Raw genomic sequence first — 17490 nt, forward strand, 5'->3', positions numbered from 1 at the left:
GTCCGGGGTCGAATGACGACTATGCCGAACAGTCCCGCGTCTCGCCTAGTGCCGTTCGTCGAGCGGCTCCTCGGCGGCTCCCTGCCGGTCGGTCTCCGTACCTGGGACGGCGTACGCGCCGGTCCGCCGGATGCCCCGACCGTGGTACTCCGCAACCGCCGTGCCCTGCGCCGTCTCCTCTACGCGCCCGGGGAATTGGGCCTGGCCAGAGCGTATGTCTCGGGCGATCTCGACGTCGAGGGCGACCTCGCCGAAGGATTCCGCCGGATCTGGGCGCTGAGCCGCTCGGGTGCCGCGCGCGGCGCGAAGCTCGGCCCGCGGGAGTGGGCCGAGGCGCTGCGGATCGCGGTGAGCCTCGGCGTCGTCGGGCCGCCGCCCAAACCGCCCGCCGAGGAGGCCCGGCTGTCCGGGAAGCTGCACACCCTGCTCCGCGACAAGTCCGCCATCGCGCACCACTACGACCTCGGCAACGCCTTCTACCAGCTGCTGATGGACGAATCGATGGCCTACTCGTCGGCGTACTGGACGTCCGAGGACGAGGGATACGACCTCGAACAGGCCCAGTGGGACAAACTCGAACTCATCTGCCGCAAGCTCGGGCTCCGGCCGGGGATGCGGCTGCTCGACGTCGGCTGCGGCTGGGGTTCGCTCCTGGTGCACGCGGCGAAGCACCACGGCGTCCAGGCCGTCGGCATCACGCTGTCGGCGGAGCAGCTGCAACACATCCGAGGCCGCCTCGCCCAGCACGATCTGGAGGACCGCGTCGAGGTCCGTCGTCAGGACTACCGTGAGCTGACCGACGAGCCGTTCGACGCGGTCGCCACCATCGAGATGGGCGAGCACGTCGGCGAGGAGAACTACCCCGAGTACACACGGACCCTGTACCGGATGCTCAAGCCCACCGGGCGGCTGGTGCTCCAGCAGATGTCGCGTGGCGCGGTGGCGCCGGGCGGCGGCGCGTTCATCGAGCGCTACATCGCTCCTGACATGACCATGCGGCCGCTGAGCCGCACGCTCGGGCATCTGGAGACCGCAGGTTTCGAGATCCGCGACGTCCACGCGCTGCGCGAGCACTACGTGCGTACGGTCCGGGCATGGGAGAAAACGCTCGAGAGCAACTGGGACGACGTCGTGGCGCTGATCGGTGAGTCCGGCGCGCGGGTCTGGCGGCTCTACCTGGTCGGCGGCGCGCTCGCGTTCGAGGAGAACAGGATGGGCGTGGACCAGATCCTCGCGGTCCGCTCGTCCGACGCCGGCCTGAGCGCGCTGCCCGCCACCCGGGAGTGGTCCTGATGCCGCTCGGAGGGACCCTCGCGGTCACGGCGGGCGCGACGCTCGTGGCCTTCGTCGTCACCTTCGGCATCGCCCGGTGGCGCGAGCGGTACGACACCGTCGACACGCTCTGGGGGCCTGGCTTCGCGCTCGTCGCGGTGGTCGCGGCCCCGCTCGGGGACGGGTCGCCGGTGCTGCGCGTGGTCACCGCGCTGCTGACCGCTGTCTGGGGGGTACGCCTCGGCGTCCACCTCCACCTGCGCAACCACAAGCTGCCCGAAGACCCGCGTTACGTGCGGATGGTGGAGAGCGCCGGCCCGAATCCGGCGCTCAAGCTGTTCGTCCGTGTCTATCTGGTCCAGGCGGTGGTGCTCTGGTTCGTCTCGCTGCCGGTCCAGTTCGCGATGTACGGCGACTCCTTCGGCGTGACGGCGTGGCTCGGCGTCGCGGTGTGGCTGGTCGGCTTCGGGTTCGAGACGATCGGTGACGACCAGCTGCGCCGCTTCAAGGCCGACCCCGGCAACAAGGGGAAGGTCCTCGACAGCGGGCTGTGGCGCTACACCCGGCATCCCAACTACTTCGGGGACGCGTGCGTGTGGTGGGGCCTGTACCTGCTGGCGTGTTCGAGCTGGGTGGGGGCGGCGACGATCCTGTCGCCGATCGCGATGACGTACACGCTGGCCAAGGGAACCGGAAAACCTTTGCTGGAGAAGGGTTTGCAGCGGTCCCGGCCGGGATACGCGACATACGTCGAGCGGACCAGCGGGTTCTTCCCGCTGCCCCCTCGCCGCGGACGCGTCTCCTGAGGTCGGCCGGCAAGGTGAGGAACGCGCGCGTTTCTTGCCGGCCGAAGGCCTCGGATTTGCGGAGGCGGGCCGCCGTCAAGGCCGAGTGAGTGACCACCCGTACCGCGTCCCGGCTACGGAAATCCGACAGCGCGCTCAGAGCGACACTGCAAGCTCACTCCCCGGTGAGACCGTCGATCATCTCGCGCAGCAGGTCGAGGTGGCCGGCGTGCCTGCCGGTCTCCTCGACCATGTGCGCGACCACGAACCGGACGTTGACCTCGCGATCCCCGCGGAAGGGGACCTTGTCGTCCAGGTCCATCCCCGCGACGACCTTGCGGCTCCGCTCGCACTCGGCCTCGTAGGCGGCGATCAGCTGCTCGATCGGGGTCTGCATGGCGACCCGGAACTCGGCGTCGGGGTCGGCTTCGAGAGCCTCCTTCCAGAGGTCCTCCTGCCCGTTGAGCACCACGTTGAACCAGTACTGCTCGACCAGGGTCAGATGCCCGAGCAGACCGGCGACGGTGGTCAGCTCGCTGGGCACGAGCGCCCGCCGGGCCTGCTCGTCGGTGAGGCCGGAGCACTTCCACACCACGGTGGCGCGGAGGAAGTCGAGAAAGCCGTTCAGCTGGGTGCGCTCGTCGCCGGTGAGCGGCGGTTCGGGACGCTTGGGTTCTTCGGTCATGGTCGTGCAGTCTGCCGGTTTCCTCCGATGATCCGCCATCGAGATACCGCCGGACACCCTGTCCACCATCTGCCGCAGAGCCGTGGTCCATGTCCGAACGTGATCCCATCGTTCGAGTGAAACCAGCGGTAGTTAGCGCCCCGGAAACATGACGACCACCCGCCCGTCATGTCAGGCTGGTGCAGTTGTATCCATCACCGGAGTACCGAGAAAGGTCACTGATGCCAGGCCCCCAGCTGAGCGCACTCGATGTCGCTTTCCTTTGCATGGAAAGCGAAACGACGCCCATGCACATGGGCGCGGTGGTCACCTTCCGTCCGCACGGGCAGGTGCACGCGCGCAAGCTGACCGCGCTGCTCGCCGAACGGGCCGCGCTGCTCCCGAAGCTGCGTCAGCGCCCTCGCACCGCGCTGTTCCCGCCCGGCGCCGCCATCTGGGCCGAAGACCCGGATTTCGTTGCCAGTGAACATATCTCACATCACCACCTGAGCTCCCTGTACGAACCGGACCCACTCTCCGCCTACGCGTCGCGGTGGATGGGACGGCCGCTCGACACCGGAAAACCCTTGTGGGACTTGCATCTCGTCACCGGGCTGCCGGACGGCGAGTTCGCGTTGCTGCTGAAGCTGCACCACGCGCTCACCGACGGAGCGGGCGCGTACGCCGTCGCCGTCGGTCTGCTCGACGGGCTCCCGCGGGCGACGAAGCGCTCGCACAGCGGCGCCGAACCGCCCGCCCCACGCTCCCCTGTGGACGCGGTCAAGGACGCGCTCGGCGCCACCCTGGCCCAGGCCGGGGAGACGGCCGGGATCGCCTCTTCCGTCGTCCGCGCCACCCGTTCGCCGCTGTCCCCGATCAGCGCGCCGCCGTCGACGGAACGACGGCTCGGTTTCGTCCGGCTGGACACCGGTGAGATCCGGCGGATCCGCCGGTCCCACGGCGGTACCGCCAACGATGTCGTGCTGGCGATCCTCAGTGGCGCGCTGCGCGAGTGGATGATCAACCGCGGTCAGCGCGCCGACGACCGGACGCTGCGGGCGCTCATCCCGGTCAGCGTGCGCGGGCGGTCCGCCGAGCAGCTCGGCGGCAACAAGCTGTCCGGCTATCTCTGCGAACTGCCGGTCGGCCTCGACGACCCGGTGGACCGACTGCTGGCCGTCCAGCGCGAGATGAGCCGGAACAAGGCCGCGGGCCCCGGCCGGGGCGCGGGCGCGTTCCCGCTGCTCGCCGACCGGATGCCGCCGATGCTGCACCGGCTCGGCAGCAAGGCCGCCGGGCTGGCCGCGCCGCTGCTGTTCGACCTCGTGGTCACCACGGTGCCGGTGCCGCCCAACCGGCTCAGCCTCGACGGGACGAAGATCGAAGGCGTGTACCCGTTCGTGCCGCTGGCGCCGCGGCAGGCGGTCGGGATCGCGGTGGCGACCTACCGCGACTCCGTCCACATCGGACTTCAGGCGAACGGGGCGGCGGTTTCGGACGTGGGCTCGCTGCGGGACGGCGTGCTCAAGTCGGCCGCGCGCCTGCTGGACACGGCTTAGCGCGTGACCTGAAAGGCCTTTCCCGTCGCTTGGGGCCCGGGGGTGGCGCTGACGTGATGCGTCGCGAAAGCCACTTTCGGGACGTCTGACGTCCCGAAAGTGGCTTTCGCGACACCTTTGGGTCTGGACCTCGGCGATCGCGGTCACTGCGAAGGCAAATGCGGCGGGTGAAGTGATGCGAAGACTGGATCACTGGCGCCGTGAGTGTGGATCGGGAGCTGGGACGGCGGCGTTGTGAAAGCCACTTTCGCAACGTTGAAGGTTGCGAAAGTGGCTTTCACAACATCCCGAGCCCAGCCGAAGACTTGCCCGAGACGCACTCGAGAAACCCGCGATCAGCCGCGCAGCATCTCCGCGACCAGGAACGCCAGTTCCAGCGACTGCTGCGTGTTCAGGCGCGGGTCGCACGCGGTCTCGTACCGGCCCGAAAGATCCAGGTCCGAGATCTCCTGCGCGCCGCCGAGGCACTCGGTGACGTCCTCGCCGGTGAGTTCGACGTGGATGCCGCCCGGGTAGGTGCCGAGCTTGCGGTGCACCTCGAAGAAGCCCTGGACCTCGTCCACGATCCGGTCGAAGTGCCGGGTCTTGTACCCGGTCGACGCCTCGTGGGTGTTGCCGTGCATCGGGTCGCACTGCCAGATGACCTTGTGCCCGGACGCTTCGACCTTCTCGACGATCGCGGGCAGCACCTCACGGACCTTGCCGTTGCCCATCCGGGCGATCAGCGTCAGGCGGCCGGGCTCGTTGCGCGGGTCGAGCCGCCGGACGTACTCGACGGCCTGTTCGGGCGTGGTCGTCGGGCCGATCTTGAGACCGATCGGGTTGGCCAGCAGTTCGGCGAAGGCGATGTGCGCGCCGTCGAGCTGCCGGGTCCGCTCGCCCACCCACAGGAAGTGCGAGGACAGGTTGTACAGCTTGGGGTTCGCCGCGTCCGCGCGGTCCATCCGCAGCATGGAGCGCTCGTAGTCCAGGAGCAGCGCCTCGTGGCTGGCGAAGATCTCGGTGGACTGGAGCGAGGTGTCGGTGACGCCGCAGGCCGACATGAACCGCAGGCCGCGGTCGATCTCCGCGGCCAGTGCCTCGTAGCGCTCGCTGGCGGGCGAGGACTTCACGAAGTCCTTGTTCCAGTCGTGCACCTGGTGCAGGTCGGCCATGCCGGCGCCGGTGAGCGCGCGGACGAGGTTCATCGCGGCGCCCGCGTTGGCGTAGGCGCGGATCATCCGGCCGGGGTCGGGCACGCGGAGTTCGGGCTTCGCGACGAGCGAGTTGATGATGTCGCCGCGGTACACCGGCAGGCCGAGCGCGTCGGTGGACGCCGAACGCGGCTTCGCGTACTGGCCCGCGATCCGGCCGACCTTCACCACCGGCAGGCTCGCGCCGTAGGTGAGGACGACGGCCATCTGCAGCAGGGTGCGCAGGTTCGCGCGGATGTGCGGTTCGGTGTTCGACTCGAACGTCTCCGCGCAGTCTCCGCCCTGCAGCAGGAACGCCTCGCCGCGGGCGACCATGGCGAGCCGGTCGGAGAGCCGGTCGATCTCGGCGGGGACGGTGATCGGCGGCACGCTTTCCAGCACGCCGCGGACGCGTTTCGTCAGTTCTGCGTCCGGCCACTCGGGCTGCTGCGCGGCCGGCCGGGAAAGCGCGTCGTCGAGCCTGTCGCGCAGTCCTGGGGGCAGAGGGGGCAGTTCGGGGAGCGTGTCGACGGGAACGTCCACTGTCCAGTTCACGGGCACCAGGATATGCCCGGCCGAAAGCCGCCCGCCCACCGGGACGAAAGTCCCAAAAGGTGGACGGGCGGCGGGCTGATCAGGCGGCCTGCGCCTTGTTGTAGAGGTTCTGCGCGTCCGTGCCGAAGTACGGTCCGAACATGTAACCCGGCAGGAAGTTGTAGCCGAAGCTGTTCACCGAGGCCTGGACGCCCGCGCCGGTCGCCTCGCTGAAGTTGAGGAACCACGGGCCGCCGCTCGAACCACCGGTCATGTTGCAGCTCATCCCGTGGTCCTTGGTGAGCAGGAAGTCGGTGAACGTGCCGCCGCTGCAGTAGATCAGCTTCGTGCCGTCGTACGGCGCCGCCGCCGGGTACCCGAACGTGTACATCGACTGGTTGCGCGCCTGGTTGAACGCGATCCCCTGCGCGCCGACGACGTCGGTCAGCTTCTGCCCGTTGAGCGGGTTGACCACGGCCGCGCCGACGTCGTAGTTCATGTCCTCGCTCGCTTCCCACTGCGGAGTGGTCAGCGTGCTCTTCGCGGCCCAGGTGCCGTAGGGCGTGTTGCCGTTGTCGTAGCCCGGAGCGAAGGTCCAGTTGGTGTGCCAGGCGCCTTGGTACTTCACGCAGTGCCCGGCCGTGATCACGACGCTGCCGTTCGTACTGGTGACCGCGTCACCGGAGCACGACGCGTTCCGCCCGCCCATGGTGAAGAACACACGGCCGGCGGTCTGCACGACCTTGCCCGCGCCCGTCCACGCGCCGCCACCGTTGGGAATGCTCTGGATGATCGTGCTCTGGCCCTTCGCGACATCCTTGGGCGCGAAGGCGGGCGCGGTGACCAGCTGTTCGATCGGCACCGCCGACCGCATCCGCTCCGGTGTCCAGTAGGCGGCGACGGCCTGCGCGTCGACCGCTGCCTGATGGTGGGCGGGCGCGGCCTGCGCCGGACCCGCGACCGCTGTCAGCGCCGTCACCGCCAGCCCCGTGAGCGCCGCCAGGATCCCCGTCCGGAAAGCCGTCCTCTTCATGGCGTACCACCTTTCGCCACCGGTGAATTGCCGTATGACTTGCACGACATTTCGAAAGTATTTGTCCCGCTACCGCGCGTACAAGCGGCCGTTCGGCCGCATCCGTGGCCGGGTATGGGCCGTTCGGCCGAACACGATGACCAGGCCGTGGCCCGCCCGGTAACTTTTCGGTGTGAAGGGTTTCGCTCGGCTCGGCACGAACGTTCTCGCCCTCTGGATCTGGATTCCCCTGCTGCCGATCGCGATCACCTGGGGAGCTCCCCGGCCCGCCGGCTGGGGGCCGTTGACCGCCTTGGCCGTCGCGGCGCTCCTGACCCTCGCGGTGTGGTCGGTGTTCAAGGCCCTCGGCTTCGAGATCGCGCCGCACACCACGACCGTGTCCGGCGCGATCGTCGTGCTGACGTTCACCTTCGGGGCGCTGATGCACCTCGGCTGGCTCCTCGTCGCCGGGGTGTGCTGGTCGCTCGTCGCACGGGGCGAACGCACCTACCCCGAAGCCGCCGCCGGAGTTCTGCTGGGCATCCTGGTCGGCGGCCTCGGCTACTGGCTGACGATCATCGTCATCTACTTCGACAGATGAGCCGGGCAGTGGGAATCGGCGGCCGGGAGGGCACCGTCCCGCAGATAGCGCACGACGACGTCGTTGCCACAGGCGTTCTCCTTGGTGAAGACGCCGTGCCCGCCGGCGTCGACCGTGACGAATTTCGCCCGTCCGCCCAGCGCCGAACGCAGTTCCCGGGCACCGGAAAGCGGCGTCGACGGATCACGGAGGTTCTGCACCAGCAGGATGTTCGACGGACCGCGGTCGTGGATCCGCACCGGGCGTTCCCGGCGCTCCACCGGCCAGAAGGCGCAAGGGGTGATGTTCGCGGCGGCGGGGCCGAACATCGGCTGCGTCACGCGGGCGCGTTCGACCGCCTTTTGGTAGTAGCGAACGCTTTCCGGCCAGTCGGAGTCGTTGCACAGCACCTGGAGCTGGAGCGCGGCGTGGTTGTCGCCGTCGAGCGGCCCTGCTTGCGCCTTCGACGACGGAGCGGCCCATTGCGCGGCAAGGCCCGGGAAGTTCGCGTCGTCGTACAGCGCTCCCCAGGTGTCGGTCCGGATTCCCGGACGTTTTCCGGCCAGTTCGAAGAACTTCGCCGTCACCTCGGCGGGTGTCCGCCCGAGGTGGTAGACGTCGTCCCGCGCCGCCGCCCAGGCCGCGAAATCACCGAACCGGTCGTCGAAACCGTCCGCGAAACGCTGGTGTGCCCGCACACCCAGCCCCTCGGGGCCGAGAAGGCTGTCCAGCACGATCCGGTCCGTCTTCGCCGGGAACATCGACGCGTAAGCGGCGCCGAGGTAACTCCCGTACGAGACGCCGTAGTACGAGATCTTCCGCTCCCCCAGGGCCTCCCGGATCCGGTCCATGTCGCGCGCGGTGTTGGCGGTGTTCATGTGCGGCAGGAGGTCCGCGGTCTTCGATTCGGCGCATTTCCGCGCCACCACGCGGGATTTCGCCGCCTTTTCGAGAACGTCACCCGGGCCGTCCGCGTACGGGCCGGTGAGGATGAACCGCTGATCCTCGGTCAGGTCGCAGGTCACCGGTGTGCTGTAGGTGGTCCCGCGCGGGTCGAACCCGATGACGTCGTAGCTTTCGAGCAGGCCGCTGTTCCCCTGGCGCTGCGCGAGTTGCGCGGGCATCGCCAGGCCCGGGCTCCCGGGACCGCCGGGATTCATCAACAGCACACCACGACGCTTCGGAGACGTGCTCGCCTTACGGGAAACGGTGAGCTCGATGGTCCGCCCGCCGGGGTCGGCGTAGTCCAACGACACCTTGAGTTTCGCGCATTCGAGTCCCGCCGTCGGTGACGGTGTCATGCCGTAGTCCGGACAGGGGGACGTCCACTTCAGCGCCGGAGCCGCCTCGGCTGTCGCCGGAACAGCCCCGGCGAGTGGCAGGAAAGCCAGTATCGCCAACGTTTTTCTCATGCGGCCGAGCTTGGCGCGATCGGCGGCCCTACCGCGTCGGTCCTCAGGCTGAGCGCGGTCCTCCACCTTGGGCAGGAATCTCCCCTGCCTTTCGTCAACCCGGCTGGGACGTCGTGAACGCCACCCACCGTTTCGACATCTCACGGAAGGAGCGCGCCCAGGGCATCGGCAAGGGAAGCACTGCCGGCACGGGTGTCGCGAAAGCCACTTTCGCGACGCGCCGACCGACACTCCTGCCGGTCGGCGCGCACCGGGGATCAGATCACCGCGAGCGGCAGCGCGGTCGGGTGCACGGGAGCGGGAAGGTCCGAAGCACCGGTGAGGTAGGCGTCCACCGCGCTCGCCACCGAACGTCCCTCGGCGATCGCCCACACCACCAGCGAGGCACCGCGATGCGCGTCGCCGCAGACGAACACGCCAGGTGATTCGGTCTGCCAGTCCGAGCCGCACGAAAGCGTGCCGCGCTTGGTCAGCGAAAGCCCGAGCCCGTCCAGCAGCGGCATGTGCTCGACACCCTCGAACCCGATCGCGAGCAGCACGAGGTCGGCGGGCAGTTCCTCGACCTCGTCGTTGACCGGGGTCACCATGCGCTTGCCGGTCTCCGGGTCCTTGACCACGCGGACCTGCCGGAGCTCGACGGCACGCACGTTGCCCTCGTCGTCACCGACGAACCGGGTGACCGCGACGGCGAACTTGCGCTCGCCCGCCTCCTCGTGCGCCGGGTAGGTGCGCAGGATGTACGGCCAGGTCGGCCACGGCGAGCGCTCGTCGTCCCTTGTGGACGGTGGGGTCGGGTACTGGTCCAGCTGTGTCACCGAAAGCGCACCCTGGCGGGTCGCGGTTCCGTAGGAGTCGGCGCCGGTGTCGCCGCCGCCGATGATGACCACGTGCTTGCCCGCCGCGTCGACCGGTGACGGGCCGTCGCCCTCGACGTACTTGTTGGCCGGGACCAGATGTTCCATCGCCAGGTGGATCCCAGACAGCTCACGGCCGGGCGTGGTCTTGTCGTCACGGCCGCGCAACGCGCCCACGGCGAGCACGACCGCGTCGTAACCTGCCCGCAGTTCCTCGACGGTCAGGTCGACGCCGACCTCGCAGCCGGTGACGAACTTCGTGCCCTCCTTGCGGAGTTGCGCGAGCCGCCGGTCGAGGACCTTCTTCTCCATCTTGAACTCGGGGATGCCGTACCGCAGCAGGCCGCCGAGCCGGTCGTCCCGTTCGTAGACGGTCACCTCGTGGCCGGCGCGGGTCAGCTGCTGCGCGGCGGCGAGCCCGGCCGGGCCGGAGCCGACGACCGCGACCCGCTGGCCCGAGGACACCGCCGAGACCTGCGGCTGCACGTAGCCCGCTTCCCAGGACTGGTCGGCGATCGTCTGCTCGACCCGTTTGATCGACACCGGACCGCCGGACAGCGGCGAGATCGACAGGACGCAGCCCGCCTCGCACGGCGCGGGGCACAGCTTCCCGGTGAACTCGGGGAAGTTGTTGGTCGCGTGGAGCCGGTCGCTCGCCGCGGCCCAGTCGCCGCGGCGCACCAGGTCGTTCCACTCCGGGATCAGGTTGCCCAGCGGGCAGCCGGAACCACTGGAATGACAGAACGGGATGCCGCAGTCCATGCACCGCGAAGCCTGCTCGCGCACCTGTTCGTTGCGCTCGGCGGACTCCACATCGGCGTACACCTCGCCCCAGGTGGCGAGACGGTCCTCTTTGGACTTCTTCTTCGGCTCTTGACGTTCGTACTTGAGGAAACCCGTCGGATCAGCCACGAGCGGCCTCCATGATCGCTTCGTCGACGTCGCGGCCCGCGGCGCGCGCCGCCTTCGCCGCGTCAAGGACACGCTGGTAGTCGCGGGGCATCACCTTGGTGAACGCCGCCGAGCGACGCGGCCAGTCGCCGAGCAGCGACGCGGCCACGGCCGAACGTGTGAGGTCGTAGTGCTTCTGCACGGTCTTCTTGAGCCAGGCGAGGTCGTCGGAGGACGGCGCCTGAAGGTTCACCATCTCCTCGTTGACCTTGCCACGGTCGAGGTCGAGCACGTAGGCCTCGCCGCCGGACATGCCCGCCGCGAGGTTGCGCCCGGTCGGGCCGAGCACCACGGCCTGGCCGCCGGTCATGTACTCGAAGGCGTGGTCGCCGACGCCCTCGGCGACGACGACCGCACCGGAGTTGCGCACGCAGAAGCGTTCACCGACCTGGCCGCGCAGGAACATCTCGCCGCCGGTGGCACCGTAGGCGAGAGTGTTCCCGGCGATGGTCTGGCCTTCCGCGGCGAACTTCGCGTCCGGATGCGGGCGCACGACGATCCGCCCGCCCGAAAGGCCCTTGCCGACGTAGTCGTTCGCGTCGCCGACCATGTCGAGCGTGATGCCGCGCGGCAGGAACGCGCCGAGCGACTGGCCTGCGGAGCCGGTCAGCAGCACGTGGATCGTGTCCTCGGGCAGGCCCTCGCCGCCGTAGCGGCGGGTGATCTCGGAACCGAGCAGCGTGCCGACGGTCCGGTTCACGTTCCGCACCGGCAGTTCCAGCCGGACCGGGTGCGCGTCCTCCAGCGCCGCCTCGGCGAGCTGGATCAACGTCCGGTCGAGCGCGTGCTCCAGGCCGTGGTCCTGGGTGCGCGTGCGCCGCTTCGCCCCGCCGTACGGGGTCTCGGCGGGCATCTCGAAGATCGGCGCCAGGTCGAGGCCGGAGGCCTTCCAGTGCTCGATCGCCTCGTCGGTGTTCAGCACCTCGGCGTGCCCGATGGCCTCGTCGAGAGTGCGGAAACCGAGTGCCGCCAACGTTTCCCGGACCTCTTCGGCGACGAACCGGAAGTAGTTGACGACGTGGTCGGCCTGTCCGGTGTACCGCTTGCGCAGATCCGGGCTCTGGGTCGCGACGCCGACCGGGCAGGTGTCGAGGTGGCAGACGCGCATCATGACGCAGCCCTCGACGATCAGCGGCGCCGTCGCGAATCCGTACTCCTCAGCGCCGAGCAGCGCGGCGATGACGACGTCCTTGCCGGTCTTCATCGCGCCGTCGACCTGCACGGTGATCCGGTCACGCAAACCGTTGAGCAGCAACGTCTGCTGCGTCTCGGCGAGGCCGATCTCCCACGGTGTCCCCGCGTGCTTGAGCGAGTTCATCGGGGAGGCGCCGGTCCCGCCGTCGTGGCCGGAGATCAGCACGACGTCGGCGTGCGCCTTGGACACACCCGCGGCGACCGTGCCGACGCCGAGCGAGGACACCAGCTTCACGTGGATGCGGGCGTTCTCGTTGGCGTTCTTGAGGTCGTGGATCAGCTGCGCGAGATCCTCGATCGAGTAGATGTCGTGGTGCGGCGGCGGCGAGATGAGCCCGACACCCGGTGTGGAGTGCCGCGTGCGCGCGATCCACGGGTACACCTTGTTCGGCGGCAGCTGACCGCCCTCGCCCGGCTTCGCGCCCTGCGCCATCTTGATCTGGATGTCGTCGGCGTTGACCAGGTACTCGCTCGTGACGCCGAACCGGCCGCTCGCGACCTGCTTGATCGCGCTGCGCCGCGTCGGGTCGTAGAGCCGCTCCGGGTCTTCCCCGCCCTCACCGGTGTTGGACCGGCCGCCGATGCGGTTCATCGCGATGGCGAGGGTTTCGTGTGCCTCGGCCGAAATCGAGCCGTAGGACATCGCGCCGGTGTTGAAGCGCTTGAAGATCGCCTCGACCGGCTCGACCTCGTCCAGCGGGACGGGTTCGCGCGTGCCCTCGCGGAAGGAGAACAGCCCGCGCAGCGCGCCGCCCTGGCGGTACAGGCGGTGCACCTCGTCGGAGTACTCCTTGTACACCTCTTCCCGGCCGGTCTTCGTCGCGTGCTGCAACAGGAAGACGGTCTCCGGGGTGAACAGGTGCAGTTCGCCCTCGCGGCGGTACGCGTACTCGCCGCCGGTCTCGAGTCCGCGGTGGACGCGATCGGTCGGGTTGTCCGGGTACGCGCGGCGGTGGCGGGTGGCGACCTCTTCGGCGAGCACGGTCAGGCCGACGCCGCCGAGCTTCGACGACGTCCCGGTGAAGTACTCGTCGAGCAGATCCTGGGCCAGGCCGAAGGATTCGAAGACCTGCGCCGCGGTGTACGCGCCGACGGTCGAGATGCCCATCTTCGACATGATCTTCAGGACGCCCTTCACGAGCGCCTTGACGTAGTTGCGGACCGCCTTGGCGGGCTCGATCCCGGTCACCGCACCGGTCGAGATCATGTCCTCGATGGTCTCGAAGGCCAGGTACGGGTTCACCGCCGCGGCGCCGTAGCCGAGCAGCAGCGCGACGTGGTGGACCTCGCGGGCGTCACCGGTCTCGACGACCAGCGCGACGCGGAGCCTTTCCTTGGTGCGCACCAGATGGTGGTGCACCGAGGACACCAGCAGCAGCGACGGGATCGGCGCCATGCGGTGGTCGGAGTCGCGGTCGGACAGCACGAGCGTGCGCGCGCCCGCCGCGATCGCCTCGGAGGCCTCGCGCCGGACCCGCTCGATCGCGGACGCCAGCGCCTCGGCACCACCGTCCACTTCGTACAGTCCGGAAAGGACGCTGCACGCGAAGCCGGGGAGGTCGCCGTCGTCGTTGATGTGGATCAGCTTGGCGAGTTCGTCGTTGTCGATCACCGGATACGGCAGCTGCACGTGGCGGCAGGAGGCCGGGCCGGGGGCGAGCAGGTTCCGCTCGGGTCCCATGATCCGGCTCATTGAGGTGACGAGCTCTTCGCGGATCGCGTCCAGCGGCGGATTGGTGACCTGCGCGAAGTTCTGCTTGAAGTAGTCGTAAAGCAGCCGCGAACGCTGCGACAGCACCGCGGGCGGGGTGTCCGAGCCCATCGAGCCGATCGGCTCCATGCCCTTGACCACCATCGGCGCGAGGAGGATCTTCAGCTCTTCTTCGGTGTAGCCGAAGGAAAGTTGGCGCCGCAGCACGGAATCGTGGCTCTGCACGATGTGGTCGCGGTCCGGGAGGTCGGCGATCTGGAGGAGACCGGCGTGCAGCCAGCCCTCGTACGGAAGTTCCTTGGCCAGCGCCGATTTGACCTCTTCGTCGTCGACGATCCGGCCGGCCTCGGTGTCCACCAGGAACATGCGGCCGGGTTTGAGCCTGCCCTTGGCCACGACGTCCGCGGGGGCGACGTCGAGGACCCCGGCCTCACTGGCCAGCACGACCCGGTCGTCGGCGGTGCGCCACCATCGGGCGGGGCGCAGGCCGTTGCGGTCCAGCACCGCGCCGACGAGCGTGCCGTCGGTGAAGGTGACACAGGCCGGGCCGTCCCACGGCTCCATGAGGCTCGCGTGGAACTGGTAGAACGCACGACGCTGTGCGTCCATCCCGGTGTGGTTCTCCCACGCTTCGGGGATCATCATCAGCACCGCGTGCGGCAGCGACCGCCCGCCGAGGTGCAGCAGCTCCAGCACCTCGTCGAAGGAGGCGGAGTCCGACGCGTCGGCCGAGCAGATCGGGTACAGCCGGGTGAGGTCGCCGTCGATGAGGTCCGATTCGAGCAGCGCCTCACGGGCGCGCATGCGGTTGCGGTTGCCCCGGATGGTGTTGATCTCGCCGTTGTGCGCGACGAACCGGAACGGATGCGCCAGCGGCCACGACGGGAAGGTGTTGGTGGAGAACCGGGAGTGCACGAGCGCGATGGCGCTGGCGAGCCGGGTGTCGGTCAGATCGGTGAAGAAGAGCGGGAGCTGTTCGGGGGTCAGCATTCCCTTGTAGACGATGGTCCGCGAGGACAGCGAAGGGAAGTAGGTGCCGCAGCCCGCGGTCACGCTCTCGTTCTCGACGCGCTTGCGGAGACAGAAGGCCAGGCGGTCCAGTTCGAGCCCGCCGGGACATCGCCCGTCGGTCTCCGCGCCCGCGACGAACAGCATCGCGAAATGCGGCATCACCGAACGCGCCGTCGGGCCGATGTCGGCGCGGTCGGCGTCGACCGGGACCTCGCGCCAGCCGAGGACGTCGAGACTCTCTTCTTCGGCGATCCGCTCGATCAGGGCGATGGCCTTGTTGCGCTCCTCGAGGTCCGAAGGCAGGAAACCGATCCCGGTCGCGTAGGTCTGGCGACCGGTGGCGTCCGCTTCGGGCAACGTGAAGTCCACTTCCGCCCGAAGCAGCTCGTCGGGCAGCTGCACCAGGATGCCCGCGCCGTCACCGCTGGTCGGCTCCGCGCCGGCGGCACCGCGGTGGTCGAGGTTCGTCAGCGCGGACAGACCGTCGGTGACGATTCCGTGCGAGCGCCGCCCGCGGACGTCGGCCACCATGGCCACACCGCAGGAGTCCTGTTCGGATTCGGGGTCGTAAAGCCCCTGTTTGCCTGGAATGGCGGAGAAGATCATGAAGGGACCTCCTTCGTCGTCGTGCTCAGCGGCCGGACAGGCCGGCCGGGGGAATGCGCACGGGACGACGATGGCCCGTTCGTTAGCGCGACTTTAACACCTGTGAAACACGTCGGCATCAGTTCGACGGGCGCGAAAGCACGCTGATCGGTAACGATCTGGATGCCCGGAACGACTGAGTTCCTGATGGGGTCGCGGTAGTTCGTTCCGCTAAGTATATGTCCTGTTCCGGGATGTCAAGAGATGCGGCGAGGCGACTCTAGTCACTTCGGATCACCGTCGCATCCCCGGGCTCATCACTAGAACGTGTTACAGTTCCGCGCATGATCCTGGACCGTTTCCGGCTCACCGACCAGGTCGCCGTGGTCACCGGCGCCGGACGCGGGATCGGCGCGGCGACGGCCGTGGCACTCGCCGAGGCGGGCGCCGACGTGGTGATCTCGTCCCGCACCGAACCCCAGCTCGCCCAGGTGGCGGCCCTGGTCGCCGCCACCGGCAGACGGGCCCATGTCGTCCCCGCCGATCTGAGCGATCCAGCCGCCGCCGGAGAGCTGGCGCGGATCGCGACGGCGGAATTCGGGCGGCTGGACCTGGTGGTCAACAACATCGGCGGCACCTATCCCCGGCCGTTGCTGGAAACCAGCGGTGACTTCCTCGAAGAAGCCTTCCGGTTCAACGTCTCCACCGCGCACGCGCTGACCGTCGCGGCGGCACCGTCCTTACTGGAGTCGGGCGGGTCGGTCGTCAACATCTCGTCGGTCATGGGCCGCGTGGCGGGCCGGGGTTTCGCCGCGTACGGGACGGCGAAGGCCGCGCTGGCGCACTACACCCGGCTCGCGGCGGCCGATCTCGCGCCGAAGGTGCGGGTGAACGCGATCTCGGTGGGTTCGGTGGCGACGTCCGCGCTCGCAGTGGTGGTGGGCGACGACGACCTGCGCGGCCGGATGGAATCCGCCACCCCGCTGGGCCGGATCGGCGAGGCCGAGGACATCGCGGCCACCGTCGTGTTCCTGGCGTCGAGCGCGGGCCGGTACTTCACCGGCAAGATCATCGAAGTCGACGGTGGATTGCAGGCCCCGAACCTCGAACTGGGCCTGCCCGATCTGTAGGAGGCGAACGCCGTGCGCGTGGTCCAGTGGAGTACCGGGAACGTCGGGCGGCACGCGCTGGCCGGGATAGCCGCGCGCCCCGATCTCGAACTCGCCGGGGTCTGGGTATCCAGTGCGGCCAAGGCGGGGAAGGACGCCGGGGAGCTGGCCGGGCTGGGACGTCCGCTCGGCGTCTCCGCGACGACCGACGCGGACGCGCTCATCGCGCTGAAGCCGGATTGCGTGCTCTACACCGCGATGGCCGACGACCGGCTCGTCGAAGCCGTCGAGGACCTGAAACGGTTCCTGCGCGCCGGGATCAACGTGGTGTCCAGCAGCCCGGTGTTCCTCCAGTACCCCGAAGGCGTCGTCCCGCCGGAGATGATCGAGCCCATCCGCGAGGCCGCCCGCGAAGGCGGCGCATCGCTGTGGGTCAACGGCATCGACCCCGGCTTCGCCAACGACTGGCTGCCGCTGGTGCTCACCGGCGTGTGCGAACGGATCGACGAGGTTCGCTGTATGGAGATCCTCGATTACTCCACGTACGACCAAGGCAAGGTGCTGTTCGACATCATGGGCTTCGGCCGGGAGATGGACGACCTGCCCCTGCTGTTGCAGCCCGGTGTCCTCTCGCTGGCCTGGGGCAGCGTCGTGCGGCAGCTCGCGGCCGGGCTGGACGTCGAACTCGACGCCGTCGAAGAGGTCTACGAACGGCTTCCGGCGCCCGAGACCTTCGAAATCGCCTCCGGGACCATCAAGGAGGGCACGGCGGCGGCGCTGCGGTTCGAGGTGCGCGGCATGCGCGGCGGGCGGGCGGTGTGCGTGCTGGAGCACGTCACGCGCCTGCGGGGCGATCTCGGCCCGGACTGGCCGCAGCCGAGCGGGCAGGGCTGCTACCGCGTCAAGGTGACCGGGGAGCCCAACTACGAGCTGGACCTGCGCCTGGTCGGGACCGACGGCGACCACAACACGGCCGGGCTGAAGGCGACCGCGATGCGGCTGGTGAACGCGGTCCCGGCGGTGGTGGCGGCTCCACCCGGGCTGCTGACCGCGCTGGACCTGCCGTTGGTGACGGGGCGGGGCCT

The 17490-nt window shown here is 69.2% G+C and carries 12 protein-coding genes; 6 read left to right on the plus strand and 6 right to left on the minus strand.

What is annotated here, in order from left to right; genetic code table 11:
* The first annotated feature begins 21 nt into the window (after nucleotides 1–21).
* Nucleotides 22–1293, plus strand: coding sequence for an SAM-dependent methyltransferase (locus tag B0293_RS29490; RefSeq protein WP_039916941.1), 1272 nt, complete (start codon nucleotides 22–24; stop codon nucleotides 1291–1293).
* Nucleotides 1293–2078: a DUF1295 domain-containing protein gene (locus B0293_RS29495; RefSeq protein WP_005155205.1), complete on the plus strand. Its 786-nt coding sequence runs from the start codon at nucleotides 1293–1295 to the stop codon at nucleotides 2076–2078. Before B0293_RS29490 ends, B0293_RS29495 begins: the two co-directional genes overlap by 1 nt.
* A gap of 154 nt (nucleotides 2079–2232) precedes the next feature.
* Here the strand turns inward: B0293_RS29495 and B0293_RS29500 are convergent, their stop codons facing one another.
* Nucleotides 2233–2742 carry a DinB family protein gene (locus tag B0293_RS29500; protein WP_039916944.1) on the minus strand — a complete coding sequence of 170 codons (510 nt, stop codon included), beginning with the start codon at nucleotides 2740–2742 and terminating at the stop codon, nucleotides 2233–2235.
* A 221-nt stretch (nucleotides 2743–2963) separates the two neighbouring features.
* Here B0293_RS29500 and B0293_RS29505 point away from each other — a divergent pair, with 221 nt between their 5' ends.
* Nucleotides 2964–4280 carry a wax ester/triacylglycerol synthase family O-acyltransferase gene (locus tag B0293_RS29505; protein ID WP_209437267.1) on the plus strand — a complete coding sequence of 439 codons (1317 nt, stop codon included), beginning with the start codon at nucleotides 2964–2966 and terminating at the stop codon, nucleotides 4278–4280.
* A 335-nt stretch (nucleotides 4281–4615) separates the two neighbouring features.
* Here the strand turns inward: B0293_RS29505 and B0293_RS29510 are convergent, their stop codons facing one another.
* Nucleotides 4616–6007, minus strand: coding sequence for a class II 3-deoxy-7-phosphoheptulonate synthase (locus tag B0293_RS29510; RefSeq protein ID WP_039917032.1), 1392 nt, complete (start codon nucleotides 6005–6007; stop codon nucleotides 4616–4618).
* A 79-nt stretch (nucleotides 6008–6086) separates the two neighbouring features.
* On the minus strand, nucleotides 6087–7019 hold the full coding sequence (locus B0293_RS29515; RefSeq protein ID WP_005155216.1) for a trypsin-like serine peptidase: 933 nt from the start codon (nucleotides 7017–7019) through the stop codon (nucleotides 6087–6089).
* Nucleotides 7020–7191: 172 nt separating this feature from the next.
* Between B0293_RS29515 and B0293_RS29520 the strand changes: the two genes are divergently transcribed.
* Nucleotides 7192–7599: a hypothetical protein gene (locus B0293_RS29520; RefSeq protein ID WP_005155217.1), complete on the plus strand. Its 408-nt coding sequence runs from the start codon at nucleotides 7192–7194 to the stop codon at nucleotides 7597–7599.
* Here B0293_RS29520 and B0293_RS29525 read toward each other — a convergent pair.
* The 3 genes from B0293_RS29525 to gltB form a co-directional block, all read right to left on the minus strand.
* Nucleotides 7584–8990 carry an alpha/beta hydrolase gene (locus B0293_RS29525; protein WP_039916948.1) on the minus strand — a complete coding sequence of 469 codons (1407 nt, stop codon included), beginning with the start codon at nucleotides 8988–8990 and terminating at the stop codon, nucleotides 7584–7586. The genes B0293_RS29520 and B0293_RS29525 overlap by 16 nt on opposite strands.
* 257 nt (nucleotides 8991–9247) lie before the next feature.
* Complete coding sequence (locus B0293_RS29530; RefSeq protein ID WP_005155219.1) at nucleotides 9248–10756, minus strand: glutamate synthase subunit beta; 1509 nt, start codon at nucleotides 10754–10756, stop codon at nucleotides 9248–9250.
* Entirely contained in the window at nucleotides 10749–15317 is a 4569-nt protein-coding gene (gltB, locus tag B0293_RS29535; protein ID WP_005155220.1) for a glutamate synthase large subunit, read from the minus strand. Before gltB ends, B0293_RS29530 begins: the two co-directional genes overlap by 8 nt.
* A gap of 323 nt (nucleotides 15318–15640) precedes the next feature.
* On the opposite strand from gltB, the gene B0293_RS29540 reads away from it, so the two are divergent.
* Both B0293_RS29540 and B0293_RS29545 read left to right on the plus strand, forming a co-directional pair.
* Complete coding sequence (locus tag B0293_RS29540; RefSeq protein WP_005155223.1) at nucleotides 15641–16426, plus strand: SDR family oxidoreductase; 786 nt, start codon at nucleotides 15641–15643, stop codon at nucleotides 16424–16426.
* A 12-nt stretch (nucleotides 16427–16438) separates the two neighbouring features.
* A partial coding sequence (locus B0293_RS29545) for an NAD(P)H-dependent amine dehydrogenase family protein (protein WP_077241424.1) occupies nucleotides 16439–17490 on the plus strand: 1052 nt, incomplete at its 3' end.

Origin of the sequence: Amycolatopsis azurea DSM 43854, from assembly GCF_001995215.1 — a bacterium.
In the GTDB taxonomy this organism is placed as follows: Bacteria; Actinomycetota; Actinomycetes; order Mycobacteriales; family Pseudonocardiaceae; genus Amycolatopsis; species Amycolatopsis azurea.